This window comes from Stenotrophomonas sp. TWI602 (genome assembly GCF_039674045.1).
Classification (GTDB): domain Bacteria; phylum Pseudomonadota; class Gammaproteobacteria; order Xanthomonadales; family Xanthomonadaceae; genus Stenotrophomonas.
The window spans coordinates 150,655-176,698 of record NZ_JBDJMT010000005.1; the positions used below are offsets into that span (position 1 = coordinate 150,655).

Genomic DNA, 26,044 nt, shown 5'->3' on the forward strand with positions numbered 1-26,044 from the left:
GCGGTGCTTACCGATCCTGCGCCGGGGCGAAGGGGTCGAAGTCGCTGCCATCGCCCACCGTCTCCAGCGTCCAGCGGCGTGGCGAGGTGAGGGTCTCCCAGCGCACGGTGTCCTGGTCCGATTCGATGCTGCCTTCGGCATGGCGCACGCGGCGGGTCGAGTAATTGATGCTCAGGCTTTCGGTCTGACCGGAGTTGCGCATCATCGAGTCGCGGTCATAGCCGATCAATGCGAAGGCACCGTTCTGCCAGCGGAAGGTGTAGCTGGCAGAACCGGTGGACCAGCTGCCAGCGTTGGAGAAGAAGAACAGCGTGGTGCGCAGTGTGCCGCCCACGATCGAGACGCCGTCGCCGTCTTCAAACACATCCGACAGGTTCGGCGCCTCGTGACGGGTGATCAGCGTGTGGTTCTGCGCAGCGAGCGTGTAGCCGGCCGGCGTGGCCCAGGCGATGGCGAGCATGCGTGGATTGCTGTCCAGCGGGCTGATGCCGAAGCCATCGTGTTCGACGATGTTGCGCGCGTCCTGCTGGCGCAGCACCAGAACGAGATCATCGCGCCTGTCGCCGTTGAGATCGCCACGCAGCTGCTGATCGATGCGCCAGCCGGACGGCACGAAGCCCTCGGCTTTGGCCGCGTGAGCCGGCAGGACCGGATAGTCGACCGGCGGGATCCGCAGCTCCTGTGCGGCGGCGGGCAGGACGACGAACAGCAATGGGGTCAGCAGCAGGCGCAGGCGCATGGTCTTCCGTGGCGTGAATCCGGCGCGCGAGCATAGCAGCGCGCCAAGTCTCACCCTGCGCGCTGGCGCGCCTCGGGCTTGAGACGCAGGTACACCTGCTTGCGCACGCGGGCGATGACCTCGCCGTTCGCATCGACAATGTCATTGCTGAACCAGTGCAGGTACTTTTCCCCGCTGGCCGTGGCGGCACGCAGTTGATCCAGCAGCGCCTCGTCCAGCCGGAACTCGGCAACCACCGTCCCGCGGCCCGGCTTGAGGAATTCAATCTCCCCCGCACGGTCCCAGACGTAGTAGTCGCGCCCCAGGTTCTGCATCACGGTGAGCATCCAGAACGGATCGGTCATCGCGAACAGGCTGCCACCGAAGTGGGTACCCACGTAGTTGCGGTTCCACGGGCGCATGCGCAGTTCGACGCGCACATGGCTATAATCCGGACTGACCGTTGTCACGTGGATGCCCGTGAACAGGAACGGCGGCCACAGGTTGAGGCCAAGGCGGAAGACGGAGGCCTTCATTCGGAGTGCATCTCAGTGCTGAGGGTGACGGGAGTCTACCATTCGCCTGCGTATGGGTGCCGTGGGCGTATCAGCCCAGCCCGCCATCATCGACCGCATACCCATTCCGTCCGGCGGCCTTGGCCTGGTACAGCGCGGCATCGGCGCCTTCGAAGAAGTGCCGCGGCTCGGTGCCGGGCGTCGGCACCCGGGTGAACACGCCGACGGTGACCGTGATGTGCGTGGTCGTGCCGCGGCCGGCGGGAATTTCCAGCGCCTGCGCCCGTGCGACCAGGTCCTGCACCACCTGCACTGCGCCTTCCGGCGTGGTGTCGGGCAGGATCAGCGCGAACTCGTCGCCGCCAAAGCGCGCGGCCATGTCGCGCGGCCGGCGCGCGTGCGCCCGGATCTCCTGCGCGATCCGGCGCAGCACGGTGTCACCGGCCTGGTGACCAAAATCGTCGTTGTGGCGCTTGAAGTGATCCACGTCGATCAACACCAGGCTCAGCGGCCGTCCGCTGCGGCGGCCGGCATCGTGCTCGGCCTGCAGGGTCTGCTCGAAGCGCAGCCGGTTGCCCAGCCCGGTGAGTGCATCGCTGTTGGCCTGGCGGCGCCAGGCGCTGACCCGCCACAGCGTCCAGGACAGGATCACCGCCAGCATGCCGATCAAGGCGGCGGCCGGCGCGAACCACAGGTTGCCGGCGCGCAGCAGCACGAAGCTCGACAGCAGCGTCAACGGCAGGGCGAGCACGCCGCTCAGCCACGCCCGCGGCAGGGTCAACAACAGGCAGCACACGGCCACCAGCAGCCCGGAGAGGGCGCTATGCCATGCCAACGGCAAGGGATGGATCACCTTGTCGGCGAGCAGCATCGAGGCGACGTTGGCCTGGTACTCGCTGCCACTCATCCAGCGCTCGCGGGTGGTCGGGGTCAGCAGGCGCGTCGCGATGCCGCTGGCGGTCATGCCGACCAGCACCAGGCGGCCGCGCAGCAGCGCCGGATCGACCTCGCCGTTGAGTACATCGGCGTAGGAGACCTGCGGGAAGCGTTCGGGCGGACCGGCGTAGCGTACGCGCACGTAGTGGTCGCGGCGCCACTGGTACGGCGACACCAGGTCCGGCTGATCATCGTGCAGCCCGGGCAGCGGGCCGTGCGTGCCCGCCAGCGCCAAGCCAAGCGCCGGCCAGTGCGGTGAGCCGATGCCGGCAGTGAGGTACAGGCCGCGGGCGACGCCATCGCCGTCCACCTCGATGTCGCTGTGACCCAGGCTCGCCGCGTTGGCGGCGATCAGCGGAATCGGCAGCAGCTCTTCGGCCATGCGCGGGCCACTGGCGGGCGCGGCCAGCACCGGCAGCACCACTTGCCCGTTGCGCCGGATCGCCGCGGCCAGTTCGGCATCCTGGGTACTGTCCTGGCGGTCCGGTTCGGACACCATCAGGTCCAGCACGACGCGCGCGGCGCGGGCGTCGGTCAGCCGGTCCAGCAGGCGCGCGTGGGTACCGCGCGGCCACGGCCACTGGCCCAGCTGCTGCAGGCTGTTGTCGTCGATGGCCACGATCAGCAGGCGCGCATCGGGCGTGTATTCCCAGCCGCCGACGTAGGCGTCGTAGACCACCTCATCCTGTTTCCAGAACCACTGCCAGTGACTGGCCACGACCGCCAGCGCGCCGACCAGTGCGGCCAGCGCGATGCGTTGCGGCCAGGGCAGGTGCAGGGGCGTCACAGCAGCAGCCACAACAACAGCGCACCGCCCCCGGTGGCGTAACAGGTCCGGCACGGCAGGTCGATCTGCTGGGCCGGCGAGAAGGGACCGGCGTAACCGTCCTCATCGATGTACTGCACGCGCACGTGCAGCGTGCCGCGCCAGGGGCGCTTGATCGAGACCGCCGGCTGGGCCAGTTCCTGATCGAGCAGCGGGGAACGGAAGTCGCCACGACGGTCCAGCTGCACGCGATAGCGCTGGCCGGGTTCGCCGGCCTGCCAGCGCAGCGTCAGCTGGCCGTTGGCGGCCTCGGGCGGCTGCAGCGCCGGGTCGACCGGTTCGTCGGTGATGGTCAGCGGCAGCGGCTGCCCGAAACGCCCGCGGTCGCCGTTGCGATCCACCGATGCCACGCGCCACACATACTCGCCCGGGGGGAGGTCCAGGACGGGACGCAGGTGGGTGGCGCGGGTGTCCTGTTCGAGCAGGAGAGGGAGGAACTGCGGATCGCGGGCGATCTGCAGCACCGTGCGCTCGGCCCCGGCCACCCGGGTCCATTCGAAGCGCGGCCGCGCGCTGTTGAGGGTCTGGCCATGCAGCGGCCGCACGGTCAGCGGCGCGACCGGCTGGTCACGCACCTGGAACGCCTGCTCGGCATCCAGCCCTTCGACCTGTTCGGCGCTGACCGCGCGGACCAGCAGGCGCAGCTCGCCCGGCGGCAGATCGGGCAGGGTGAGTGCGGTGGTATCGGTATCGCGCGCGAACAGCAGGACCTCCGGCTGGTCGGCGCGCACGACCTCGACCCGGTACCCGGCAGCCTCTGGCACCGGCTGCCAGGCCAGCGCCGCGGGCAGGGTGGCCAGCCGCTGCGGCTCGCTGGACAACACGGGCGCGGGCAGCAGCGCCTCCAGGCCGGCGGGGCGTGCATCGAGCGAGGGACTGCGAGTGGCCTGGCCGCGGCTGACCAGGCGCTGGCCGCGGCGGTTGCCGACCTGCACGCGGCCCTCCAGCACTTCGGTGGCCGCGCCCCGGCCATCCTGGCCGGCGCTGACCCGGAACACGGTGCCACGTACGCTGCTGGTCGCCGTCGGCGCATCGATGATGTAACGCGAGGCCGGGCCGTTGGCCGGGGTCACCCGGTTGCTGGCGCGCCCCTGTTCCAGGCGCAGGCGGGTATCGACCATGCCGGTGCGGCCGTAGCGGGAGAGCTGGTCGAAGCGCAGGCGCGAACGCTCGCGCAGCTGCAGCCGCGAATCATCGGCAAAGACCACGGTGACGCTGGCATCCTCGCCGGTGACCAGTTCCTGCCCGATCCGCAGCAGGTCGCCTTCGATGACCTCGCGAAGGGGCTGGCCGTCGGCCTGGCTCTGCACCGGGCCACGTACGGCCAGTACCCGCGCCGGGGCGGGCTGCACCTGCAGCCAGGCGACGGGGAAACGCAGCTGGCTGCCGGGCGGCAGGCGGTAGGGATCGGCGATGCCGTTGTGCGACTGCAACTGCTCCCAGGCGATGGACGGCTTCAGGTAGCGGGCACTGAGGTCCCAGATCGTGTCGCCGGGGCGGACCCGGTAGGTCCAGTCCTGCGCCAGGACCGGCGCGGCAGACAGCATCATGGCGGCCAGCATCAACAGGCGGGCGGCCATCGGGAAGCGGAGGAATCGGGTCAATCTCACGGTCATTCACGGCCCTGCAAGGCGGGGCGCAGCCAAGTAGGCCGCCATGGCCCAGACCTCATCCTCCCCGATGGATCGCAGCCTCCAGTGGGCCGCGGCGGCATTATTGCCCGGGAGTCGTGCAGGGTTTCTGAACGTGACTCACGTCACACATCGAAGTTGCCGGTCTGTATGGACGGCTTCGTTGGGCCAGCGCCCCGAAAGGCGCTGGCCGGGGCCGATCAGAACAGCAGCGAGGCCATCCGGCGGCGGTACTGGCCGACCAGGTCTTCATCCTCGATCACCTTGAAGGCATCGATCAGCAGCTTGCGCGGGCGGCCGTCGTCGTAGCTGCGGTCGCGGCGCAGCATGTCCAGGAACTGCTCCAGCGCGGCAGCATCCTGCCCGGACAGCAGCAACTGCACGCCGCGCAGGTGGCGTGCCTGCAGATCGTCGCCATTGGCCGCGATGCGCGCCTCCAGCACCTCGGGAGCCGGGGCGTCCTGCAGGGCGCTGGCGAAGTCCAGGCGGGCGCGGGCGCGCACGGCGCGGTCATCGGTGGAGAGGTTGGCCGGCAGCGCGTCGATCAGGGCAGTGGCCTCGGCGGTGGCCCCGGTCTGCAGCAGGGCCAGGGCCAGGTCGAGCTTGAGCTCTTCCTTGTCCGGTTCGGCGGCAATCGCCGCACGCAGCACATCCACCTGGGCCTGCGGATCGAGCGGCGGCGCTTCGACGGTTTCCGCTTCGTCCGGGGCCGCTTCAAGCGGGACCACGCCGTGCTGGGTCAGGAACTCGCGCAGCTGGCCTTCCGGCACGGCGCCGGGGAAACCGTCCACGATCTGTCCGCCCTTGACCAGGAACACGGTCGGCACCGAGCGGATCTGGAACGCCGCGGCGATCTGCTGCTCCTTGTCGACATCGACCTTGGCCAGCTCGAAGGCGCCGTGGTATTCGCCGGCCAGCTTTTCCAGCATCGGGCCCAGGGTCTTGCAGGGGCCGCACCAGGTGGCCCAGAAATCGACCAGCACGGGGGTCTGCAGGGATTTCTGCAGCACCTCGGTCTCGAAGGTCTCGGTGGTGGCGTCAAAGACGTGGGGCAGATCGCTCATGGTTTCAAATCAACGGGAAACTGGAGAGGAAGTGTATGGTGCCGCCCGCGGCCGGACGCAACCCCACCGGGCGGATTCGCGTTGGAACAGCGACAATGCGGGCCTTCAGACGCAGCCGGGTGAGCAGCATGCAGGGAATCCAACGTTGGGAAGGTGGGCTCGGCATTGCCGCCGCCGTGTTGTTCGTGGGCGCGGTGCTGGGCTTCGGCGCGGCCCTGCCGCTGTTCGATCCGGTCGGCCATCCGGTCGCGCTGCTCGGGGCGATGGACGTGCCGCATGCGCGGGCGTTCAACATTCTCGGTTTCGCGCTGCCCGGCCTGCTCGCCAGCCTCGTCGCGCTGCGCCTGCTGCTGCGGGTGCCGCGCACCGCGCCGTGGTCGATGCGGGTCGGTGCGCAGTTGCTGATGCTGGCCGGGGTCGGCTTCACCGCGATGGGCGTGCTGCCGTTGGATACCCGCGATCTGGAGAACCCGGCCAGCCAGTACCACGCCAGTGCCTGGATGGTGTGGGTGCTGGCCTTCGTGCCGGGCGCGGTGATGTCCGGGATCGGCGCGCTGCGGCTGCCGGCATGGCGTGCCGTGGGCGGCCTGCACCTGGCCTGCGGGGTGGGCGTGCTGCTTGCCGCGTTCGCGCTGCAGGCCCTGCTGCCGGCCCCGATGGCCCAGCGCGTGGCCTTCGGGGTATGGCTGGTCTGGCTGGTGGCGGTGCTGCCGTTGGCCCCCTCCACGCGTCGCGCCTGAGCACAGCCGCCGCCGTTGCTGCGCCCCGGCCCGCGCCCTGGCGCGCGGCGCGGGCTGACGTATTTCACCAATCCCCAGTCAATTCAATGAGATGACAGGTTTGGTCGCGACGGTGGGCCGCGTCGATTGGAGCCCTTTGCCGCACTGCGGTACCCTGTGCCGCTTTGCCGCCGCACTAGCGTTTTTATGACCAGCGTCGAACCCAACGTTTACGATCCGCAGCAGGTTGAATCCGCCGCCCAGCAGTACTGGGATGCCACCCGTGCCTTCGAGGTCACCGAGACTTCGGAGAAGCCGAAGTTCTACTGCCTCTCGATGCTGCCGTATCCGTCCGGTGCGCTGCACATGGGCCACGTGCGCAACTACACCATCGGTGACGTGATCAGCCGCTACAAGCGGATGACCGGCCACAACGTGCTGCAGCCGATGGGGTGGGATGCCTTCGGCCTGCCGGCCGAGAACGCGGCGATCAAGAACAAGACCGCGCCGGCCAAGTGGACCTACGCCAACATCGAGCACATGCGGGGCCAGTTCAAGGCCATGGGCTATGCGATCGACTGGTCGCGCGAGTTCGCCACCTGCACGCCCGAGTACTACGTGCACGAGCAGCGCATGTTCACCCGCCTGATGCGCAAGGGCCTGGCCTACCGCCGCAACGCGGTGGTGAACTGGGACCCGATCGATCAGACCGTGCTGGCCAACGAGCAGGTCATCGACGGCCGCGGCTGGCGGTCCGGCGCGCTGGTGGAAAAGCGTGAGATCCCGCAGTGGTTCCTGCGCATCACAGATTACGCCCAGGAACTGCTGGACGGCCTGGATGAACTGCCGGGCTGGCCCGATTCGGTCAAGACCATGCAGCGCAACTGGATCGGCCGCTCGGAAGGGCTGGAGATCCAGTTCGACGTGCGTGACGCCGACGGCAGCACGCTGGACCCGCTGCGCGTGTTCACCACCCGTCCGGACACCGTGATGGGCGTGACCTTCGTGTCGATCGCCGGCGAACACCCGCTGGCCCAGCACGCGGCCAAGTCCAACCCGGCACTGGCCGCGCTGCTGGCCGAGATGAAACAGGGCGGCGTCTCTGAAGCCGAACTGGAGACCCAGGAAAAGCGCGGCATGGATACCGGCCTGCGCGCCATCCATCCGGTCACTGGCGCCCAGGTGCCGGTGTGGGTCGCCAACTTCGTGCTGATGGGCTACGGCACCGGCGCGGTGATGGCCGTTCCCGGTCACGACCAGCGCGACAATGAATTCGCCAACAAGTACGGCCTGCCGATCCGCCAGGTCATCGCGTTGAAGTCGCTGCGCAAGGAAGAAAGCGCCTACGACGCCACGCGCTGGCAGGACTGGTACGGCGACAAGACCCGCGAGACCGAGCTGGTCAACTCCGACGAGTTCGACGGCCTGGATTTCCAGGGGGCCTTCGAGGCACTGGCCGAGCGCTTCGAGCGCAAGGCCCAGGGCCAGCGCCGCGTGAACTACCGGTTGCGTGACTGGGGCGTGAGCCGCCAGCGCTACTGGGGCTGCCCGATCCCGGTGATCTACTGCCCCAAGTGCGGCGCCTTGCCGGTGCCGGAAGAGCAGCTGCCGGTGATCCTGCCGGAGAACGTCAACTTCGTCGGCACCGGTTCGCCGATCAAGGCCGATCCGGAATGGCGCAAGACCACCTGCCCGGACTGCGGCGGCGCGGCCGAGCGCGAGACCGACACCTTCGATACCTTCATGGAATCGAGCTGGTACTACGCGCGTTACACCTCGCCGGGTGCCCGTGACGCGGTCGACAAGCGCGGCAACTACTGGCTGCCGGTGGATCAGTACATCGGCGGTATCGAGCACGCGATCCTGCACCTGATGTACTTCCGTTTCTTCCACAAGCTGCTGCGTGATGCGCGCATGGTGGACAGCAACGAGCCGGCGCAGAACCTGCTGTGCCAGGGCATGGTGATCGCCGAAACCTACTATCGCCCGAACCCGGACGGCTCCAAGGACTGGATCAACCCGGCCGATGTGGATGTGCAGCGTGACGAGCGCGGCCGCATCGTCGGGGCGACCCTGATCGCCGACGGCCAGCCGGTGGTGATCGGCGGCACCGAGAAGATGTCCAAGTCCAAGAACAACGGCGTGGACCCGCAGGTGATGGTGGGCAAGTACGGCGCCGACACCGTGCGCCTGTTCTCGATGTTCGCCGCGCCGCCGGAACAATCGCTGGAGTGGAACGAAGCCGGCGTGGATGGCATGGCCCGTTTCCTGCGCCGCTTGTGGGCCCAGGTGCAGAAGCATGCCGCTGATGGCGCCGCCCCGGCGCTGGACGTGGCCGCGCTGAACGCCGAGCAGAAGGCGCTGCGCCGCAAGACCCATGAAACCATCGGCAAGGTCGGCGACGACTACGGTCGCCGCCACAGCTTCAACACCGCGATCGCCGCGGTGATGGAGTTGATGAACGCGCTGGCCAAGTTCGATGACGTCAGCGAGCAGGGCCGTGCGGTGCGCCAGGAAGCGCTGCGCGCCACCGTGCTGCTGCTCAACCCGATCACGCCGCATGCCAGTCATGCGCTGTGGCAGGTGCTGGGCCACGCCGAGGAACTGCTGGAAGACCAGGCGTTCCCGGAGGCCGATCCGGCGGCGCTGGTGCGCGATGCGGTGACGCTGGCGGTGCAGGTCAACGGCAAACTGCGCGGCACCATCGACGTCGCTGCGGATGCGCCGCGTGATCAGATCGAAGCCCTGGGCCTGGCCGAGCCGAACGCGGCCAAGTTCCTGGAAGGGCTGACCGTGCGCAAGATCATCATCGTGCCGGGCAAGATCGTGAACATCGTGGCGGCCCCGCAGGGCTGATCCTGTCGTGCCACCGGGGGCCTTGCGCGCCCGGTGGCACCGATCTCCATGGGCCGATGGCGGGCACGCCCCGTGGGCCGTCCGGTATCAAGTCCTGTTCACGCGGCATCCGGCACGATCACTGCTTGTTGCCGCGACCGCCCGGCTCCTACAGACTGTATCCATGACCCGATTCCTGCTTGCCCTTGTCCTGACCGCAACCCTTGCCGGGTGCGGCTTCCATCTGCGCAACAAGTTGATGCTGCCGGCCGATACGGCTGCGGTGCAGGTGGTCTCCACCGCGCCCTACAGCGAACTGGTCAAGTTGCTGCGCCGTGGCCTGCAGGCCTCCGGGGCGCAGCTGGCCGATCCGGACAGCACGGGCCCGGCGTCGCAGCTGCAGGTGTTGTCCGAGCGTTGGGGCGATCTGCCGATCGCGATCGATGCCCAGGGCCGTGCCCAGGAGTACAGCCTGCGCTATGCGGTGATCTTCATCTTCCGCCGCGAAGACGGCAGCGAGCTGGTGCCGCAGCAGGTGATCGAACTCTCGCGCGACTACGTGTCGCCGCCGACCGACGCCACCGGTACCACGACCGAACGCGAAATCCTCGCCGACGAACTGCGCCGTGAGATGTCTGCGTCGATCATGCGCCGTATCGACAGCGTGGTCCGCGCCGAACTGGAGCATGGCCGCGCCCCGGCCAAACCCGGTACGACCCCGGTGGAAACGCCGGTTGAGATCCCGGCGGCGACCCCGGCAAGCCCGACCTCGACGACCCCGACGCCGGCGGTCCCCGCCGTCGTCCCGCAGGGGCGCTGAGCCCGGTCCGCCTGCGGATCGGCCTGCCCGGATGGAACTGCGCCCCGAACAGCTTGCCAGCCAACCGGCCAGCCAGCCGTTGGCCCCGGTCTACCTGATCGCCGGTCCGGAAACGCTGCGCGTGCTGGAAGCGGCCGATGCGGTGCGGGCGCGGGCACGCGCCGATGGCGTCAACGAGCGTGAAGTCTTCGATGCCGATGGCCGTGACTTCGACTGGCACCAGCTCGATGCCAGCTTCAACGCGCCCAGCCTGTTCAGTGCACGTCGCCTGATGGAACTGCGCCTGCCCAGTGGCAAGCCGGGCAAGGAAGGCGCCGAAGTGATCAGTCAGTTCTGTGCCAACCCGGCGCCGGACGTGATCCTGCTGATCACCTGCAATGAATGGAGCAAGGCGCACCAGACCAAGTGGGCCGATGCCGTTGGCCGCGCCGGGGTGATCTCGGTGGCCTGGGCGATCAAGCCGCACGAGCTGACCGAATGGATCGAACGCCGGCTGCGTGGCAAGGGCCTGCGCGCCGACCCGCAGGCCGTGCAGCGCCTGGCCGAACGGGTGGAAGGCAATCTGCTGGCCGCCGCCCAGGAGATCGACAAGCTGGCGCTGCTGGCCGACGGCCAGACCCTGGATGTGGACACCATGGAATCGCTGGTGGCCGATGCCGCCCGTTATGACGTGTTCCGTCTGGTCGAGGCGACCTTCTCGGGCCAGCCTGCGGCCGTGCTGCGCATGATCGCCGGCCTGCGTGCCGAAGGTGAAGCGGTGGCGGCGCTGACGCCGATCGTGATCCGCGAGCTGCTCTCCACCGCCGGTCTGGCGCGGGTACAGGCGCGGGGCGGCAACCTGGCCGCGGAGATGAAAAGCCGCGGCATCTGGGAATCGCGGCAGGCGCCGTTCAAGCGCGCGCTGCAGCGCCATCCCGAGGTCAAGCGCTGGGAGCGTTTCGTGGCCGAGGCGGGGCTGGTGGACCGCATCGCCAAGGGGCGCGCCGATGGCGACGCCTGGCTGGCGCTGGAGCGGCTGTTGATCGCCGTCTCCGAAGCCCGCGCCGTGCGCCTGCTCGCCCGGGCCTGAGCCCATGGGGCTGCGCATCTATTACGGCGGGACCTTCGATCCCGTCCATCTGGGCCATCTGGCCATTGCCCGCGCCGCACGCGACCAGTTGCAGGTCGCCGTCCGCCTGCTGCCCGCCGCCGATCCACCGCACCGTGCCGCCCCCGGCGCCGATGCCGCGCAGCGCCTGGCCATGCTGGCCCTGGCCATCGGCGATGAGCCCGGCCTGCTGCTGGACCGGCGCGAGCTGGACCGGGCCGAGCGCCAGCCCGGTGTGCCGTCCTATACCGTCGATACCCTGCGCGAGCTGCGCGCCGAGCTGGGCCCGCGCCAGCCGATCGCCTGGCTGGTCGGTGCCGACAGCCTGTTGGCCCTGCCCAGCTGGCACGAATGGGACGCGCTGTTCGAGCTGGCGCATTTCATCGTCGCCGATCGCCCCGGCAGTCCCCTGGCCGCCGCTTGCGACCCGGTGCTGGCGCAGGCCCTGGAAGGGCGCTGGGCCAGTCACGAGCGTGAGCTGTTCAGCGCGCCGGCCGGGCGCCTGATGCGCCTGCAGGCCCCATTGCGCGAGGAATCGGCCACCGCGGTGCGCGCGCAGATCGCCGCCGCCGGGCCTTGGCAGCCACTGCTGCCTGAGGCTGTCGCGGGCTACATCATCGACCACCGCCTGTACGGCGCGACACCGTCGTGAATACGCGCGGGCGCGCCGCCCCGTATAATCGGCCCCACATTTATCGAGTTGACCCGCTTTGAGCAACCAAGCCCAGCCCCAGACCATCAAGGTCCAACTGCCCAATCCGGCGCCCTCCGTTCTGCAGCTGCTCGAGTGCGTGCGCGGGGCCACCGAAGAACTGAAGGCCAAGGATCTCGTTGAGATCGACGTCATCGGCCGCTCCAGCGTCGCCGATTACATGGTGATCGCGTCGGGCACCTCCAGCCGTCACGTCAAGTCGATCGCCGACGAAGTGGTGAAGTTCGCCAAGAAGCTGGGCGTGATGCCGCTGGGTGTGGAAGGCGAGCGCGAAGCCGAGTGGGTGCTGGTCGACCTGGGCGACGTGATCGTTCACGTGATGCTGCCGCGCGTGCGTGAGTTCTACGCGCTCGAGCGCCTGTGGACCGTGGGCGACCAGCCGCCGATCGAACTGCTCGACGATGCGGACGACGACTACGACGCGCGCTGATCGCAGCGTGCCCGGTCACGACAACGGCGCCGATGGCGCCGTTGTCTTTTGCGGCGCCGCCTGTGGTGGCTGCGGAGGACAGACATGAAAGCCAGGCTGATCGCCACCGGCGAGCGCGCGCCCTCCTGGGTTGCGCAGGGCTTTGCCGAGTACCAGAAGCGGCTCTCGCACTGGTTGCCGTTCGAGCTGGTCGAGATCGAGCCCGGCCTGCGCGGCAAAGGCCGCGATGCGCGCCGTGCGACCGATGACGAAGGCAAGCGCGTGATCGCCGCATTGCCGAAAAATGCGTATGTGGTCGCGCTGGATGTGCCCGGACGCCAGCTCAGTTCCGAGCAGCTGGCGCAGCGGCTGGAGCACTGGCGGGGGCAGGGCAGGGACATGGCCTTCCTGATCGGCGGGCCGGAAGGCCATTCGGCGGAAGTGTCCGCGATGGCTGATGAGAAATGGTCGATCGGCCCGCTGACGCTGCCGCACATGCTGGTGCGCCTGGTGGTGGCCGAGCAGCTGTACCGCGCTGCAGCGATGCTGGCCAACCATCCGTATCACCGCGCGTGAAATAGTTGTCGCCAGACGGGTTACATCTCGCGAAAAACGGGCTACAATGCGCACCCCGCCCGAATAGCTCAGCCGGTTAGAGCACTTGACTGTTAATCAGGGGGTCGTTGGTTCGAGTCCAACTTCGGGCGCCAAGATTTGAAAAAAAAGCCTCGCAGCGATGCGGGGCTTTTTTTTGTCTGCGATGTGCACCACTGGCGTGGCCGATCAACAAAAAGCCCGGGCACTGCCCGGGCTCCTTGTTCCCCAAGTGCGGCTACCTCATTCGAAGGTGTACTTGGCACCGACGGTGAAGTAACGGCCGATCGCGCCACTGAAGTGCAACGGGTTGTAGTTCACGCCACCGTAGGTGGTCGGATCCAGCGGAGCGATGCGGTCGAACAGGTTCTGCACCGATGCGTTCAACTCGAAGGCCTCGGTGATGTTCCAGCGACCGGACAGGTCGAAGGTGGTGAACGAGGAGATCTTCTCGACGTCGGTACCGTCGGCGTAGGCGAACTGATACGAGCCATCGGGACCGCGGAAGTCGGTGTTCTCCATCTTGGAGATGTAGTTGGCCACGCCGCTGACGCTCCACGGACCCTGCTTCCAGGTGGTGCCGAAGTTGACGCGGTCCTTCGGGGTGCCGATGCAGTTGGTGACGTCGCAGTTGCCGTGCGTGCCGGCATAGTCGACGGTCACGTCGGCATCGGTGCGCTCGAACTTGAGCACATGGCTCCACTGCAGGTCCATCTCCAGCTGGCCAGGACCGATGTCGAAGGTCTGACGGATGTCGGTATCGATACCGCGGACGCGGGTCGATGCAGCATTGATGTACTGCGTATTGACGGCCAGGATGCTGCCGGTACCGGGAACACCGTTGAGCAGGTTGTTGTCACGCAACACGTTGCCCGCGGCAATCGCTTCGGCAGTACTGCCCTGGGCGATTTCGTTGGTGCGCTTGATCTGCCAGGCATCCACCGTCATCGAGGTGCTGGAGGTCGGCTGCAGCACCAGACCCACCGAGTAGCTCTTGGACTCTTCCGGCTTCAGGTCGGCATTGGGACGGGTGATGATGGCGACCGGCAGTGCGCCGCAATCGTCATCGTTCGCGCCCGGCGCCGGGTTGCCGCCGGGGCAGCGCACGGGATCGGCAGCATTGGAGAACGCTGCCAGGCCGCCGTCGCCGTTCTCGGCCGGGTTGGGGGCACGGAAGCCTTCGGCATAGCTGCCGCGGACTGCGATCCAGTCGGCCGGGGTCCACTTGATGCCGACCTTCGGCGTCGCCTTGCCTTCGCCGCTCTCATACTTGTCGTAGCGGACCGCGCCGGATAGTTCCAACTGCTCCAGCACCGGGGCGGACAGTTCGACATAGCCGGCGTAGACGTTCTGCGTACCGTCGTAGGCCGAGTAGCCCAGCCCGATGATCTGGCCCTGGTCGGTGAACGTCTGCGGGGTCAGGCTGTTGCTGGTCTTGCGCCATTCGGTACCCAGCGCCAGGCCGAGCGGGCCGCCCTTCAGGTCCATCAGGCTGCGCGACACGGTGAAGTCGAACATGTCCAGGCTGGATTTGGCGCGTGCGCTGATGTCCGGCGAGATGTAGTCATACAGGGCCTGTGAGTTAAGCCCCGCGTTGTCGCCGATGCGCCACACGCCTGCCGGGCAGGCCGGATTGCCGAGCACGCAACGCACGGCGTCGTAGTTCAGGAAGCCGGTACGCTTGTTGACCAGGTCGGTGCCCGAATGCAGGTAGGCCGTGTCGTAGCTCCACTCGCCCCAGTTGCCCTTGACGCCCACCAGGAAGCGGTTGAACTCGTTGGTGTTCTCGGTCACACGCGGGCCGACATCCCAGGCCGAGTAACGCAGGCGCGAGGCCTGGCCCGGGATCGGGTTGTCCGGGTGGGTCGGGCTGAGCACCGTGGCACCGTCGCCGCTGTTGGCGTTGACCGGGCCGCCGGGATAGCCCCAGCCACCGGATACGCCGGAGGGCGTGTTGCTGAAGGTGGTTTCCTTCTTGGAGTAGCCGATTTCGGTGTAGATCTCACCGCCCTCGCCGAAGGCGAAGCTGGCGCGACCAAACACGTTGACGTACTTCTCTTCCGGGGTCAGGTCACGGTACAGCTGGGCCGGATCCCACAGGCAGCCCTGCTGCTGGGCAGTGACATCGTTCTGGCCGGGGATGGTGGTCAAGCCGGCGCAGCCTGGCAGCGCGACGAGGAAGGCCGGATCGTCATCCGTCACCGCCCGGTCGTCGAACACCGAGCCGTTCGGACCCACACCGCCACGGGTACCGCCGGAGAGCGCGGCGCCACCCAGGAACTGGGCGTTGTTGCCATAGCCCCACGGGCGGATATCACCGGTGCCGATCCACTTGCGGTTCTTGCGGTCGCTGATCTTGATCGCGTCGGTCTTGCCCACGTCCAAACTGAAGAACGCGTTCCAGCCATCGGTGGCCAGGTCGCCGGTACCGGCGGTCAGCGTGGCCTTCTTGGCGTCGCCATCGCTGTCACCGGACAGGCCGTAGGAGGCGCGCAGGATCGCGCCATTGAAGTCGCTGCGCAGGATGATGTTGACCACGCCGGCGATGGCGTCCGAGCCGTAGATCGCAGAAGCGCCGTCCTTGAGGACTTCAATGCGCTCGACCGCATCCAGCGGAATGGTGCTCAGATCGGTGAAGACCTTCTGGCCGTCATCGGCCAGGCCATAGGTCGCCATGCGGCGGCCGTTCAACAGGACCAGCGTGGAGCCGGCGCCCAGGCCGCGCAGCGAGATGCCTGCGCCACCGCCGGCAAAGCCGTTGCCGAAGGTCTTGGGAATGGAGCCCGACCCGTCCGCGGTCAGGGTCTGCAGATACTCGGCGACCGTGGTCTTGCCGGTACGGTCGATTTCCTGGCGGGTGACCACCTGGACGGGGGAGGGGGTTTCGGTGTTCGTGCGGGGGATGTTCGACCCGGTGACGGTGATCCGGTCAAGGTTGGTCGCCTGCTCCTGCGCGAACGCGGAGGACGACGCCATGGCCCCTACCAGCAGCAGCGCGCCGCTGGTCAGGATCGTGGAAATGGAATGGGCCAGGGTATTGCGGCGGCTGTCGTCGCGGCGTTGGGTCGGGTGTTTCACAGCTTCTCTCCTGACTGGGAAAACCTAGATGTCAATAAGTCGACACCAGAACGGTGGCAACGGCGCCAATCTAGGTTTCCGTCGTGTGACGCAAGAGTGAAAAATTGCTTAATTGGGAAAAGATGCTGTGCGTCTCAGTTTGTGAATGGGGAGCCCCCTGACGGGGCTCCCATTCACTCAGCGCGGTAACGAAAAATCGACCGGAACCAGGCCATCGGCGGCGACGGCCTGCCCATCGACGAGGGCTGGCACGAAACGCCAGTGACGCAGCACCTGCTGGCGTGCGGCCTGGTCGAGCACGCGCGAGCCACTGCTCTTCTCGATACTGGCCGCAACCGGGTTGCCCTGGCTGTCGACCCGGATACGCAGCAGGACCGTCCCCTGCTGGCCCAGGCGGATCGCCGCGACCGGATACGGTGGCGGCGGCGCGCTGCGGTACTGCAGTTGGGCCCCGGCGGCGGGCGACGGCGTGGCCGGGGCCGGTTCCAGCGCCGGTGCGGCGGTCTCGCTGGCGGGCATCGATGCCACTGCGGGCGCCTCGTCGAGGGTGGCGGTGGGGCTCGGCAGCGGTGCCGGCGCGCGTTGCGTGGTCACGGGCACCACCGGGGGGAGCCGCGGTGGGTCTGCCGGCGGATGACGGATGATCTCCGGCGGCGGCGGAGGCAGTACCCAGGTCACCTGCATGCGTTCGCGCGGTGCCTTGATCAGGGGCTGGGTAGCCGGGATCAACAACAGCATCAGGGCCAACGCGTGGACCGCGATGGCAGTGCTCCACCCGAGCACGCGGGACGCTTCGATAGGCAGCGGGACAACCGGGGACGGGGTACGGACCATGCTCCACTCTCCTTGCCAGATGTGCGGGAACATCAACGTGCCTGCGCGGCGCGTGGGGTCAGGCGGGGCCGCGCAATGACAGCAATACCCGAGCCCGGCACGGGCCGGAAGTCAGGGGCAGGGTGGGGAGTTGGCTGGCAGTCAGGATCCGGCGGCGAACAGCATGACGGCGCCCGCAGGCGCCGTCATGTCTTGGCAGGAGCGGACGGCTGGTCCGCTCTGCTGCGAAGTGTTACCGGCCCAGATCGAACACCACGTCCAGGTTGACCGACACGGTCGATTCGCCCGGCGACACCGGCGTGGATACATCAGCAGCCATCGGCGCGGCCGCCGCACGCATCATCACCGGGCGGAAGTTGCCGCCACCGCTTTCGGAGATGCTCACGATCCGGCGCACGCGCAGGCCCAGCGACTTGGCATACGTTTCGGCGCGGGCCTGGGCCTTCTTCAGCGCGGCCAGGCGGGCTTCGTCGTAAACCGGCTCGGGCTGGTCGATCTCGAACTGCGGGCCGTTGATCTGGTTGGCGCCCTGGGCGGCCAGTGCATCAAGCACTTTGCCGAGCTTGGCGATGTCGCGCACCTTCAGGCTGACCGTATTGCTGGCCTGGTAGCCGGTGATCTTCGGCGCTTCGTTGTCGGCGTAGCGATACTGCGGGCTCAGGTTGACCCCGCTGGTCTGCACATCCCGCTCGGCGATGCCGGCGGCCTTGATCGCGGCGAGCACCTTGGTCATCTGCTCGGCGTTCTGGCGCATGGCGCTGTTGCCGTCCACGGCCTGGGTCACCACACCGGCCGAGAGCGTGGCCACGTCCGGCACGCGCTTGGCCTCGGCATTGGCCGAGATGTTGAGCAGGGTGCCGTCAGCCGGCACGGCGATGGTGGGCTGGGACTGGGCGTGGGCGGTCATCGAAGCTCCCAGGGCAAGGGACAGGGCGAGCAGCAACGGGGACAGGGACGGGCGGCGCATGTACATCTCCTTGTGAAGACGTTGAGGTTGGTGTCGGGGCGATGAACGCGTCGTGAGGTTTGATGGGGTTGAGCACGATTCAAGCGTGTTGCTCGCGATTCAGACAGTAGGCTCAGGTTATGCTTCCTCGATGCTTTATCTTGCCTCTCGATCCCCCCGACGAAACGAACTGCTTGCGCGCCTGGAACGACCGTTCCAGGCGCTTGAGCTTGACGTGCCCGAAGTCCGTGCGCCCGAAGAATCCGCCGCCGATTACGTGCAGCGGGTCGCCGCCGACAAGGCGCGCGCCGGGTGGGCGCTTGTCGCCCATGACCCCGAGGCGGTGGTGCTGGGCTCGGACACCGAAGTCGTGCTCGACGGGCGCGTGTTCGGTAAACCGGCCGATGCGGCCGACGCCTGCGCGATGCTGCGTGCGTTGGCCGGGCGCACCCACCAGGTGATGACCGCCGTGGCGCTGGTCGCTGCTGGCCGGGAACAGGGCGTGCTGGTGGTCTCGGAGGTGACATTCGCGGCGATCGATGAGGATCGGATCGCCGCCTACGTGGCCAGTGGCGAGCCGATGGACAAAGCCGGTGCCTATGCGATCCAGGGGGGCGCTGAACGATATATCCGCCATCTGGCGGGAAGCTATTCGGGTGTGATGGGTTTGCCCCTGCAACAGACCGAGCAGTTGCTGCAGACGTTTGAACTGAAGGGAGTCGCCCATGTCTGAAGAAATCCTGGTCAATGTCACCCCGCGGGAAACCCGCGTCGCCGTCATCGAGAACGGCATGCTGCAGGAACTGCATATCGAACGTGGCTGGCGCCGTGGCGTGGTCGGCAACATCTACAAGGGCAAGGTGCAGCGGGTCATGCCGGGCATGCAGGCGGCCTTTGTCGAGGTCGGGCTGGAGCGCGCGGCGTTCCTGCACGCCAACGATGTGATCCGCCCGGCCCCGGTGGCCAGCCCGGATACCGAAGGCACCACGTTGCCGCCACCGTCCTCGGTGCCGATCGTCGAGCTGCTGCGCGACGGCCAGGACATCGTGGTGCAGGTGGTCAAGGACCCGATCGGGACCAAGGGCGCGCGGCTGACCACCCAGATCAGCATTCCCTCGCGCTACATGGTGCTGCTGCCGCAGTCCAAGGTGGTGGGCGTGTCGGCCCGGATCGAGGACGAGGCCGAGCGCGCCCGCCTGAAAACCCTGGTGACCGAACTGTCGGCCCAGCACGGCGGCTACGGCTACATCGTGCGCACCAATGCCGAAGGCCAGCCGGCCGAGGCGATCGCCGAAGACGTGGCCTACCTGTCGCGGGTCTGGAACGTGGTGGAGCGCCGTGGCCGCGATGCCGCCCCGCTCAGCGTGATCTATGAAGACCTGAGCCTGCCGCTGCGCTCGGTGCGCGATCTGATCCGCAAGGACGTGGACAAGGTCAAGGTGGATTCCAAGGAGACCTTCAACCAGTTGCAGGCGTTCGTGGCCAAGTACATGCCAGTGCTGGCCGAGAAACTGGAGCTGTACAGCGGTGATCGCCCGATCTTCGACATGTTCGGGGTCGAGGATGAAATCGGCCGCGCGCTGGACAAGCAGGTCCCGCTGAAGTCGGGCGGCTATCTGGTGATCGACCAGACCGAGGCGATGACCACGATCGATGTGAACACCGGTTCGTTCCTGGGCCAGCGCAACCTCGAAGAGACCGTGTTCCGCACCAATCTGGAGGCCGCGCAGGCCGTGGCACGCCAGCTGCGGCTGCGCAACCTGGGCGGCATCATCATCATCGACTTCATCGATATGGACGATGCCGAGCACCGCCGTCAGGTCCTTCGCACGTTGGAGAAGGCGCTGGCCCGCGACCACGCCAAGACCACCGTCTACGACTTCTCGCCGCTGGGCCTGGTCGAGATGACCCGCAAGCGCACCGTGGAAAGCCTGGAGCGCCAGCTGTCCGAGCCGTGCCCGGAGTGCAGCGGGCGGGGTTCGATCAAGACCGCCGAAACGGTGACGTACGAGATCTTCCGCGAAATCACCCGGGCGGTGCGTCAGTTCGATGCGGCGCGCCTGCTGGTGATCGCCTCCTCGAAGGTGGTCGCGCGCATCACCGACGAGGAATCCTCGGCGGTGGCCGAACTGGAGGAGTTCCTGGGCAAGAGCATCCGCTTCCAGGCGGATGAGCAATACCTGCAGGAGCAGTTCGATGTCGTGCTGCTCTGATCGCGGCCGGTCCGGCATCCCCACGTTCCGATGAGCACACCGCTCCGCCTGCGCCTGCGCCGGATCCGCCGCCATGCTGTGTATGCGGTGGCGATCCTGCTCGTGGGCGTGGCCCTGCTGGTCGGCACTGCCAGCCAGCTGCTGCCGCTGGCCGAGCGTCACCCGGACAAGGTGGCGGCGTGGTTGAGCGCGCGCGCAGGCCAGCCGGTGCGTTTCGATGCATTGGATACTGCCTGGACACGGCGCGGCCCGCTGCTGCAGCTCAAAGGGCTGCGCATCGGTGAAGGGCAGGGCCTGCGCATCGGCGAGGCCGAAGTGCTGGTGTCCATGTATGCCGGCCTGCTGCCGGGCCACTCGCTGACCGAGCTGCGCCTGCGTGGCGTGGCGCTGGTACTGCAGCGCGCCGACGATGGCCGCTGGTCCGTGCAGGGCCTGCCGCAGTCCAGTGCAGGTGACCCGCTGGAAACACTGCGCCGCCTGGGCGAGCTGCAGGTGATCGGTGGCCGCTTGAAGGTGGATGCGCCCTCGTTGGGCGTGAACGCCGTGCTGCCGCGGATCGACCTGCGTCTGCGCGTCAACGGCCAGCGCCTGCGGGTTGGGGCGCGTGCGTGGGCCGACCCGTCCGCACAGCCGCTGACGGCGGTGCTGGAATTCGAGCGCAAGCGCGGTGATGGTCAGGCCTGGTTCTCGGCCGCCCCGGCCGACTTCCGGGCGTGGGCCTCGCTGCTGCAGTTCGGCGGCATCGGCCTGCAGCAGGGCACCGGTGAGTTCAATGCCTGGGTGGACCTGCGCGATCACCGGGTGGTGATGGTCACCACCGATGCGGACCTTCAGAACGTACAGGTGCGCGGCGTGACGCTGGCCGACGGCACCCACCCGCAGCTGGCGTTGGACACGCTGGAACTGCGTGCACGCTGGCGCTGGGTGCAGGGGGGCTGGCGCGCCGATGCGCCACGGTTGCGGATTGGCATGGAAGGCAGCACCCAGCAATTGGACGGGCTGCTGCTGGCCGGCGGGCAGCACTTCGCGCTGGCTGGCGACAACATCGATGCCACCGCGCTGCTGCGGGGGCTGGCGCTGACCGACCGGATCGATCCCGGCCTGCGCGAGTGGCTGCATGAGGCCGCACCGCAGGTGCGCATGACCCGCGTGCGGGTGGCAGGCGAGCAGGGCGGCCCGCTGTCGGTCGAGGGGGATCTGGAAGACATCCGCTTCGCGGCGGTCGGGCATTCGCCCGGGCTCAGCGGTGTGGGCGGGCGCTTCAACGGCGATGCCGATGGCTTCACCCTGGATCTGCAACCGCAGCAGGTGATGCAGTTCGATTGGCCGAGCGGCTTTGGCGAGCGCCACGACGTGCGCCTGGCCGGCCGACTGGTGGGCTGGCGCGACGAGGCCGGCGGCTGGCGGATCGGGACCCCGGCGCTGCGCGTGCAGGGCACCGATTACGCCGCCGATGTGCGCGGCGGCATCTGGTTCCAGAACAACGGCACGCGCCCCTGGCTGGAACTGGCGGCCAAGATCGACGATGTGCCAATGACCGCCGCCAAGCGTTTCTGGATCCACTCCAAGATGAGCAAGGCCGCCACCGATTGGCTGGATGCTGCCCTGGTCTCCGGGCAGGTGCGTGGCGGGGTGGGCCTGGTGACCGGGGATCTGGAAGACTGGCCGTTCGACAAGAACAACGGCCGCTTCGAGGCGACCGGCCACATCGACGCCGGCAGTATCCGCTTCCAGCACGACTGGCCGGCGATGAACAAGGTCGATGCCGATATCGCCTTCATCGGCCCGGGCTTCGAACTGCATGGCAAGGGCGACCTGGCCGGGGTGGCGGTGGACCACTTCGATGCCGGCATTCCTGATTTCGGCGAGACCGATCTGTACGTCAAGGCCAGCAGCCGCAGCGATGCCGGTGCACTGCTGGCCATGCTCAAGCAGAGCCCGTTGCAGGCCACCTATGGCGAGACGCTGGACAATCTCACCGCGAAGGGACCGGCCGCGGTCACCTTCGACCTGCTGCAGCCGCTGCACCACGACGAAGGCCGCGGTCACCTGCAGGGCACGGTCGATCTCAATGGCGCGACCCTCACCGAGAAGCGCTTCGACCTGGTCTTCGACAACATGCGCGGTACGGCCCGTTATGGCCATGGCGGCTTCGATGCGGAGCACCTGGCGGTACGTCACCAGGGCCAGGACGGGCTGCTCAGCCTGCGCGCCGGTGAGTTCGTGCGCGATCCGCAGCAGGCCTTCGAATCCGAACTGACCGCCTCGCTGGAGGCGGGGGCGCTGCTGGACCGCGCCCCGGAATTGAACTGGCTCAAGCCTTACATCCAGGGCACCTCGCGTTGGACCATCGGGGTGACCCTGCCCAAGGTCGCGGCCGGCAGCAAGGTCGAGCCGCCCACCGTGCTCAAGCTGCATTCGGATCTGGTCGGCACCACCCTGGAACTGCCGGCGCCGCTGGACAAGCCCGCCGCTACGCCGTTGGCGACGGACGTCACCGCACAGCTGCCGATGGGCAGCGGACGCGTTGATGTCGCCTTCGGCCAGCGCCTGGCCCTGGCCGCGCGCACGCATGACAACCAGACCGGGGTGCAGGTCACCCTCGGCAGCGACCGCGTGGATCGTGATCCGCCGGCCAGTGGGCTGGTCGTGAACGGGCGCAGCGGCTCGCTGGATGCGCTGGAGTGGATCGCGCTGGCCCGCTCGCCGGACGGCGGCGACGGCAAGGACCCGATGCCGCTGCGGCATGTGGACGTGCAGGTCGGCCAGCTGCTGCTCGCCGGTGGCGTGTTCCCGCAGACCCGGCTGCAACTGCGGCCGACCAGCAGCAGCGTGGACGTGCGCCTGGACGGCCCCTCGCTGGTGGGCGGCCTGACCGTGCCCAATGCCGAAGGCGGCACCATCGTCGGCAAGCTCAGCCGGGTGCACTGGCAGTCGCTGCCTACGCCCGTCAAGGCGCCCAGCGATGGCGCCCCGATCCTGCTGCCACCGGACGTGGCCCTGCCGGCGCGGGTCCAGGCCAGTGCCAATGACACCAATCCGGCCAAGATCCCGCCGCTGTCGCTGGATATCGATGACCTCCAGTTCGGCAAGGCCAAGCTCGGCCAGGCGGTATTGCGCACGCGGCCCATGGCCAACGGCCTGAGCGTGGATCAGCTGCAGTTCCGCGCGCCCAAGCAGGCGATCGACGTCAATGGCCGCTGGATGGGCATGGGCGAGGCCGCGCGCAGCCAGTTCAACGTGCAGGTCAAGAGCGAGGACCTGGGCGGGCTGATGCAGAATCTGGACTATGGCGGCCAGCTGCGTGGCGGCCAGGGCCAGCTGACCATGAGCGCCGGCTGGCAGGGCGGCCCATCCGACTTCCAGCTCGGTGCGCTGCAGGGCCAGCTCGACGTGCAGGCCCGCAACGGCCAGTTGCTGGAACTCGAACCCGGTGCCGGGCGCGTGCTCGGCCTGCTCAGCGTGACCCAGCTGCCGCGCCGGTTGATGTTCGATTTCCGCGATTTCTTCTCCAAGGGCTTCGCCTTCAACCAGGTCGAGGGCAGCGTGGCGTTCGCCGATGGCATGGCCACCACCGACAAGGTGCTGATCGAAGGCCCGGCGGCGAACATCACCATCCGCGGCAAGACCGACCTGCGCCAACAACGCTTCGATCAGACCATCGACGTCAACCCGCGTGCGGGCAACCTGCTGACGGTGGTCGGCGCGGTCGCCGGCGGCCCGGTGGGGGCGGCGGTCGGCGCGGCCGCCAATGCGGTGCTGTCCAAGCCGCTGGGCGAGATCGGCGCCAAGACCTACCGCGTGACCGGCCCCTGGGCCGAACCCAAGGTCGATGTGATCGACCGCGACGCAGCGCCCAAGCCGGCCCCGGCCGCACCGCCGGCGCGCTGATCCCTTTCCCGCGCCCGGGTTGCGATTGCGCCCGGCGCCCACAGATCAAAGAGCATGAACAACAACGCACTTTCGCTGGCCACCGACCGTCTGCTGCTGCCCGCCGGGCTGGATGCGAACGGTCTGGAACGCACGTTCGGCACCCTGTTGGGCCCGGGCATCGATTTCGGGGATCTCTATTTCCAGCACGCGCGCCGCGAGAGCTGGAGCGTGGAGGACGGCATCGTCAAGGACGGGGCGCATTCGATCGAGCAGGGCGTGGGCGTACGCGCCATCGCCGGTGAGAAGACCGGCTTCGCCTACTCCGACGACATCCACAGCGACGCGCTGCTGGCCGCGGCCAACTCGGCCCGCGCCATCTCCCGCGAGGGTGGGGCGCAGTCGGCCCGCTCGCTGGTGCGGGGCAGTGGCCGCGCGCTGTACCCGGCACTGGACCCCATCGATGGCATGGGCAACGAGGCCAAGGTCGAGATGCTCAAGCGGCTGGACCGCTACCTGCGCGCCGCCGACCCGCGCGTGCAGCAGGTGATGGTCAGCCTGTCCGGCGGCGTGGATACGGTCTTGATCGCGCGCAGCGATGGCGTGCTTGCGGCCGACATCCGCCCGCTGGTGCGGTTGAACGTGCAGGTGATCGTCGAGCAGCATGGCCGGCGCGAGTCCGGTTACTCCGGTGGCGGCGGCCGCTACAGCTATGAAGAACTGTTTGCCGAGGGGCGCCCGGAAGGCTTCGCGCGCGAGGCCCTGCGCCAGGCGCTGGTGAACCTGGAGGCGATCCCGGCCCCGGCCGGGGTGATGACCGTGGTGCTCGGCCCGGGCTGGCCCGGCGTGCTGCTGCATGAAGCGGTCGGCCATGGCCTGGAAGGCGACTTCAACCGCAAGGGCACCAGCGTCTACGCCGGCCGGATCGGCGAGCGCGTGGCCGCGCCGGGCGTGACCATCGTTGACGACGGCACCCTGGACGGACGCCGCGGCTCGCTGAACATCGATGACGAGGGCCACCCGACCCAGTGCACCACCCTGATCGAGGACGGCATCCTGGTCGGCTACATGCAGGATTCGCTCAATGCGCGCCTGATGGGCGTGGCCCCCACGGGTAACGGCCGCCGTGAATCGTTCGCGCACATGACCATGCCGCGCATGACCAACACCTACATGCGCGCCGGCCAGCACGATCCGGAAGAAATGATCCGCTCGGTCAAGCGTGGCCTGTACGCCGTCAACTTCGGTGGTGGCCAGGTCGACATCACCAGCGGCAAATACGTGTTCTCGGCCACCGAGGCCTACCTGATCGAAGACGGAAAAATCACCGCGCCGGTGAAGGGCGCCACCCTGATCGGCAATGGGCCGGAAACCATGCAGAAAGTGCGCATGATCGGCAACGATCTGGCCCTGGACGAGGGCGTGGGCATCTGCGGCAAGGATGGCCAGAGCGTGCCGGTCGGTGTGGGCCAGCCGTCCTTGCTGATCGATGGCATCACCGTGGGCGGCACCCAGGCCTGAGCCGGGATGCATTCGCCTGCGCTGCCTGATCATGCGGCCGCCAGCAGGGTGCTGGCGCCGCCGCGCGAGCGCCGGGACTCAGTCCTCGGCGTTCTCGTCGCTGTCGATGTCCGTGTCGACCGCGTCGTCCAGCGCGTCTTCGGAGGCGGCATTCACGCCTTCCAGACCGAGCGCGGCCGGCAGCAGCAGCGTACGCAGGACCTGGAAGATCTCGCGGTAGGCGCGCGGCGGCTTGTTCTTGGCCTTTTCGGCCTGGGCGTTGCGGACCAGCGTGCGCAGTTCCTGGCGGTCGGCATGCGGGTATTCGTCCAGCAGCGCGCCCAGCGCCTTGTCGCCGTCCTTGAGCAGGCGTTCGCGCCAGTCTTCCACGCGGTGCATGGTCGCCACTTCACGGCGCGAGGTCTCGCTGTTGGCATCCAGCGCATCGCGGATCGCATCCAGCACGGCGTCGTCCTCGCGACGCATGTGCTTGGCCAGGAACGCCAGCTGGCGCTTGTGGGCGATATGCGCGGTGATGCGCTTGGCCTCGGCGATGTGCGGCAGCAGATCCTCGGGCACCGGCAGGCGCGCCAGCTGGGCCGGGGTCAGCGAGACCAGCTTCTCGCCCAGGGCCAGCACGTCCAGCGCCGCCCGGCGGTTCTGGCTGCGGCTGATATCAAGGAATTCACCGGTTTCTTCGTCGCGTCCGCGCATCGTCTTATTTCCACATCCGTAAA

The 26,044-nt window shown here is 68.1% G+C and carries 20 protein-coding genes and 1 tRNA gene; 12 read left to right on the forward strand and 9 right to left on the reverse strand.

Going from position 1 to position 26,044, the window contains the following annotated elements; all coding sequences use genetic code 11:
* Positions 1-7: 7 nt before the first annotated feature.
* The 5 genes from ABE483_RS07945 to trxA all read right to left on the reverse strand — a co-directional run bounded on the left by ABE483_RS07945 (position 8) and on the right by trxA (position 5,690).
* Positions 8-739 carry a hypothetical protein gene (locus ABE483_RS07945; RefSeq protein WP_313212535.1) on the reverse strand — a complete coding sequence of 244 codons (732 nt, stop codon included), beginning with the start codon at positions 737-739 and terminating at the stop codon, positions 8-10.
* Between the two features lie 50 nt (positions 740-789).
* The gene (locus ABE483_RS07950; protein WP_346481472.1) at positions 790-1,254 is read right to left on the reverse strand and encodes a DUF4442 domain-containing protein; all 465 of its coding nucleotides are present in this window, start codon (positions 1,252-1,254) and stop codon (positions 790-792) included.
* Between the two features lie 70 nt (positions 1,255-1,324).
* Entirely contained in the window at positions 1,325-2,956 is a 1,632-nt protein-coding gene (locus ABE483_RS07955) for a CHASE2 domain-containing protein (RefSeq protein WP_346481473.1), read from the reverse strand.
* Positions 2,953-4,575, reverse strand: a complete 1,623-nt coding sequence (locus tag ABE483_RS07960) for a FecR domain-containing protein (protein ID WP_346481494.1) — start codon at positions 4,573-4,575, stop codon at positions 2,953-2,955. Before ABE483_RS07960 ends, ABE483_RS07955 begins: the two co-directional genes overlap by 4 nt.
* 251 nt (positions 4,576-4,826) lie before the next feature.
* Positions 4,827-5,690: a thioredoxin gene (gene trxA / locus ABE483_RS07965; protein ID WP_313219037.1), complete on the reverse strand. Its 864-nt coding sequence runs from the start codon at positions 5,688-5,690 to the stop codon at positions 4,827-4,829.
* A 128-nt stretch (positions 5,691-5,818) separates the two neighbouring features.
* Between trxA and ABE483_RS07970 the strand changes: the two genes are divergently transcribed.
* The 8 genes from ABE483_RS07970 to ABE483_RS08005 all read left to right on the forward strand — a co-directional run bounded on the left by ABE483_RS07970 (position 5,819) and on the right by ABE483_RS08005 (position 12,982).
* Positions 5,819-6,430 carry a DUF998 domain-containing protein gene (locus tag ABE483_RS07970; RefSeq protein ID WP_313212539.1) on the forward strand — a complete coding sequence of 204 codons (612 nt, stop codon included), beginning with the start codon at positions 5,819-5,821 and terminating at the stop codon, positions 6,428-6,430.
* A gap of 186 nt (positions 6,431-6,616) precedes the next feature.
* Positions 6,617-9,265, forward strand: coding sequence for a leucine--tRNA ligase (gene leuS / locus ABE483_RS07975; protein ID WP_346481474.1), 2,649 nt, complete (start codon positions 6,617-6,619; stop codon positions 9,263-9,265).
* Between the two features lie 163 nt (positions 9,266-9,428).
* Positions 9,429-10,064 carry an LPS assembly lipoprotein LptE gene (gene lptE, locus ABE483_RS07980; protein WP_346463012.1) on the forward strand — a complete coding sequence of 212 codons (636 nt, stop codon included), beginning with the start codon at positions 9,429-9,431 and terminating at the stop codon, positions 10,062-10,064.
* A 31-nt stretch (positions 10,065-10,095) separates the two neighbouring features.
* Positions 10,096-11,133: a DNA polymerase III subunit delta gene (gene holA / locus ABE483_RS07985; RefSeq protein ID WP_123730577.1), complete on the forward strand. Its 1,038-nt coding sequence runs from the start codon at positions 10,096-10,098 to the stop codon at positions 11,131-11,133.
* 4 nt (positions 11,134-11,137) lie between these two features.
* A complete protein-coding gene (nadD, locus tag ABE483_RS07990) occupies positions 11,138-11,803 on the forward strand; it encodes a nicotinate-nucleotide adenylyltransferase (protein WP_313212542.1) in 666 nt (221 codons plus the stop codon).
* 58 nt (positions 11,804-11,861) lie between these two features.
* Positions 11,862-12,293 (forward strand): ribosome silencing factor, encoded by a 432-nt coding sequence (rsfS, locus tag ABE483_RS07995; protein ID WP_121038588.1) that lies wholly within the window; start codon positions 11,862-11,864, stop codon positions 12,291-12,293.
* An 84-nt stretch (positions 12,294-12,377) separates the two neighbouring features.
* Positions 12,378-12,848 carry a 23S rRNA (pseudouridine(1915)-N(3))-methyltransferase RlmH gene (rlmH, locus tag ABE483_RS08000; protein WP_313212543.1) on the forward strand — a complete coding sequence of 157 codons (471 nt, stop codon included), beginning with the start codon at positions 12,378-12,380 and terminating at the stop codon, positions 12,846-12,848.
* Between the two features lie 57 nt (positions 12,849-12,905).
* Positions 12,906-12,982 (forward strand) — tRNA-Asn (locus ABE483_RS08005).
* 127 nt (positions 12,983-13,109) lie between these two features.
* On the opposite strand, the gene ABE483_RS08010 is transcribed toward ABE483_RS08005, so the two are convergent.
* The 3 genes from ABE483_RS08010 to ABE483_RS08020 all read right to left on the reverse strand — a co-directional run bounded on the left by ABE483_RS08010 (position 13,110) and on the right by ABE483_RS08020 (position 17,745).
* A complete protein-coding gene (locus tag ABE483_RS08010; protein ID WP_313212544.1) occupies positions 13,110-15,944 on the reverse strand; it encodes a TonB-dependent receptor in 2,835 nt (944 codons plus the stop codon).
* A gap of 177 nt (positions 15,945-16,121) precedes the next feature.
* Complete coding sequence (locus ABE483_RS08015) at positions 16,122-16,778, reverse strand: energy transducer TonB (protein ID WP_313212545.1); 657 nt, start codon at positions 16,776-16,778, stop codon at positions 16,122-16,124.
* Between the two features lie 232 nt (positions 16,779-17,010).
* Entirely contained in the window at positions 17,011-17,745 is a 735-nt protein-coding gene (locus tag ABE483_RS08020) for an SIMPL domain-containing protein (RefSeq protein ID WP_313212546.1), read from the reverse strand.
* Positions 17,746-17,875: 130 nt separating this feature from the next.
* Here ABE483_RS08020 and ABE483_RS08025 point away from each other — a divergent pair, with 130 nt between their 5' ends.
* From ABE483_RS08025 to tldD, 4 genes are read left to right on the forward strand one after another with little or no spacing between them, the layout of a single operon-like run.
* Positions 17,876-18,457: a Maf-like protein gene (locus ABE483_RS08025; RefSeq protein WP_313212549.1), complete on the forward strand. Its 582-nt coding sequence runs from the start codon at positions 17,876-17,878 to the stop codon at positions 18,455-18,457.
* Positions 18,450-19,937 (forward strand): ribonuclease G, encoded by a 1,488-nt coding sequence (gene rng, locus ABE483_RS08030; RefSeq protein WP_123730583.1) that lies wholly within the window; start codon positions 18,450-18,452, stop codon positions 19,935-19,937. Before ABE483_RS08025 ends, rng begins: the two co-directional genes overlap by 8 nt.
* Before the next feature lie 30 nt (positions 19,938-19,967).
* Entirely contained in the window at positions 19,968-23,828 is a 3,861-nt protein-coding gene (locus ABE483_RS08035; RefSeq protein ID WP_346463010.1) for a YhdP family protein, read from the forward strand.
* A 54-nt stretch (positions 23,829-23,882) separates the two neighbouring features.
* Positions 23,883-25,328: a metalloprotease TldD gene (tldD, locus tag ABE483_RS08040; RefSeq protein WP_046273266.1), complete on the forward strand. Its 1,446-nt coding sequence runs from the start codon at positions 23,883-23,885 to the stop codon at positions 25,326-25,328.
* 78 nt (positions 25,329-25,406) lie between these two features.
* Here the strand turns inward: tldD and yjgA are convergent, their stop codons facing one another.
* Positions 25,407-26,021 (reverse strand): ribosome biogenesis factor YjgA, encoded by a 615-nt coding sequence (gene yjgA / locus ABE483_RS08045; RefSeq protein ID WP_313219027.1) that lies wholly within the window; start codon positions 26,019-26,021, stop codon positions 25,407-25,409.
* Positions 26,022-26,044: the final 23 nt, after the last annotated feature.

Bases quoted from the DNA above. Each gene is read 5' to 3' on its own strand.
- ABE483_RS07945 (WP_313212535.1), bottom strand. From the start codon at position 739: ATGCGCCTGCGCCTGCTGCTGACCCCATTGCTGTTCGTCGTCCTGCCC.
- ABE483_RS07950 (WP_346481472.1), bottom strand. From the start codon at position 1,254: ATGAAGGCCTCCGTCTTCCGCCTTGGCCTCAACCTGTGGCCGCCGTTC.
- ABE483_RS07960 (WP_346481494.1), bottom strand. From the start codon at position 4,575: ATGGCCGCCCGCCTGTTGATGCTGGCCGCCATGATGCTGTCTGCCGCG.
- trxA (WP_313219037.1), bottom strand. From the start codon at position 5,690: ATGAGCGATCTGCCCCACGTCTTTGACGCCACCACCGAGACCTTCGAG.
- ABE483_RS07970 (WP_313212539.1), top strand. From the start codon at position 5,819: ATGCAGGGAATCCAACGTTGGGAAGGTGGGCTCGGCATTGCCGCCGCC.
- leuS (WP_346481474.1), top strand. From the start codon at position 6,617: ATGACCAGCGTCGAACCCAACGTTTACGATCCGCAGCAGGTTGAATCC.
- lptE (WP_346463012.1), top strand. From the start codon at position 9,429: ATGACCCGATTCCTGCTTGCCCTTGTCCTGACCGCAACCCTTGCCGGG.
- holA (WP_123730577.1), top strand. From the start codon at position 10,096: ATGGAACTGCGCCCCGAACAGCTTGCCAGCCAACCGGCCAGCCAGCCG.
- nadD (WP_313212542.1), top strand. From the start codon at position 11,138: ATGGGGCTGCGCATCTATTACGGCGGGACCTTCGATCCCGTCCATCTG.
- rlmH (WP_313212543.1), top strand. From the start codon at position 12,378: ATGAAAGCCAGGCTGATCGCCACCGGCGAGCGCGCGCCCTCCTGGGTT.
- ABE483_RS08015 (WP_313212545.1), bottom strand. From the start codon at position 16,778: ATGGTCCGTACCCCGTCCCCGGTTGTCCCGCTGCCTATCGAAGCGTCC.
- ABE483_RS08020 (WP_313212546.1), bottom strand. From the start codon at position 17,745: ATGCGCCGCCCGTCCCTGTCCCCGTTGCTGCTCGCCCTGTCCCTTGCC.
- ABE483_RS08025 (WP_313212549.1), top strand. From the start codon at position 17,876: ATGCTTTATCTTGCCTCTCGATCCCCCCGACGAAACGAACTGCTTGCG.
- rng (WP_123730583.1), top strand. From the start codon at position 18,450: ATGTCTGAAGAAATCCTGGTCAATGTCACCCCGCGGGAAACCCGCGTC.
- ABE483_RS08035 (WP_346463010.1), top strand. From the start codon at position 19,968: ATGAGCACACCGCTCCGCCTGCGCCTGCGCCGGATCCGCCGCCATGCT.
- tldD (WP_046273266.1), top strand. From the start codon at position 23,883: ATGAACAACAACGCACTTTCGCTGGCCACCGACCGTCTGCTGCTGCCC.
- yjgA (WP_313219027.1), bottom strand. From the start codon at position 26,021: ATGCGCGGACGCGACGAAGAAACCGGTGAATTCCTTGATATCAGCCGC.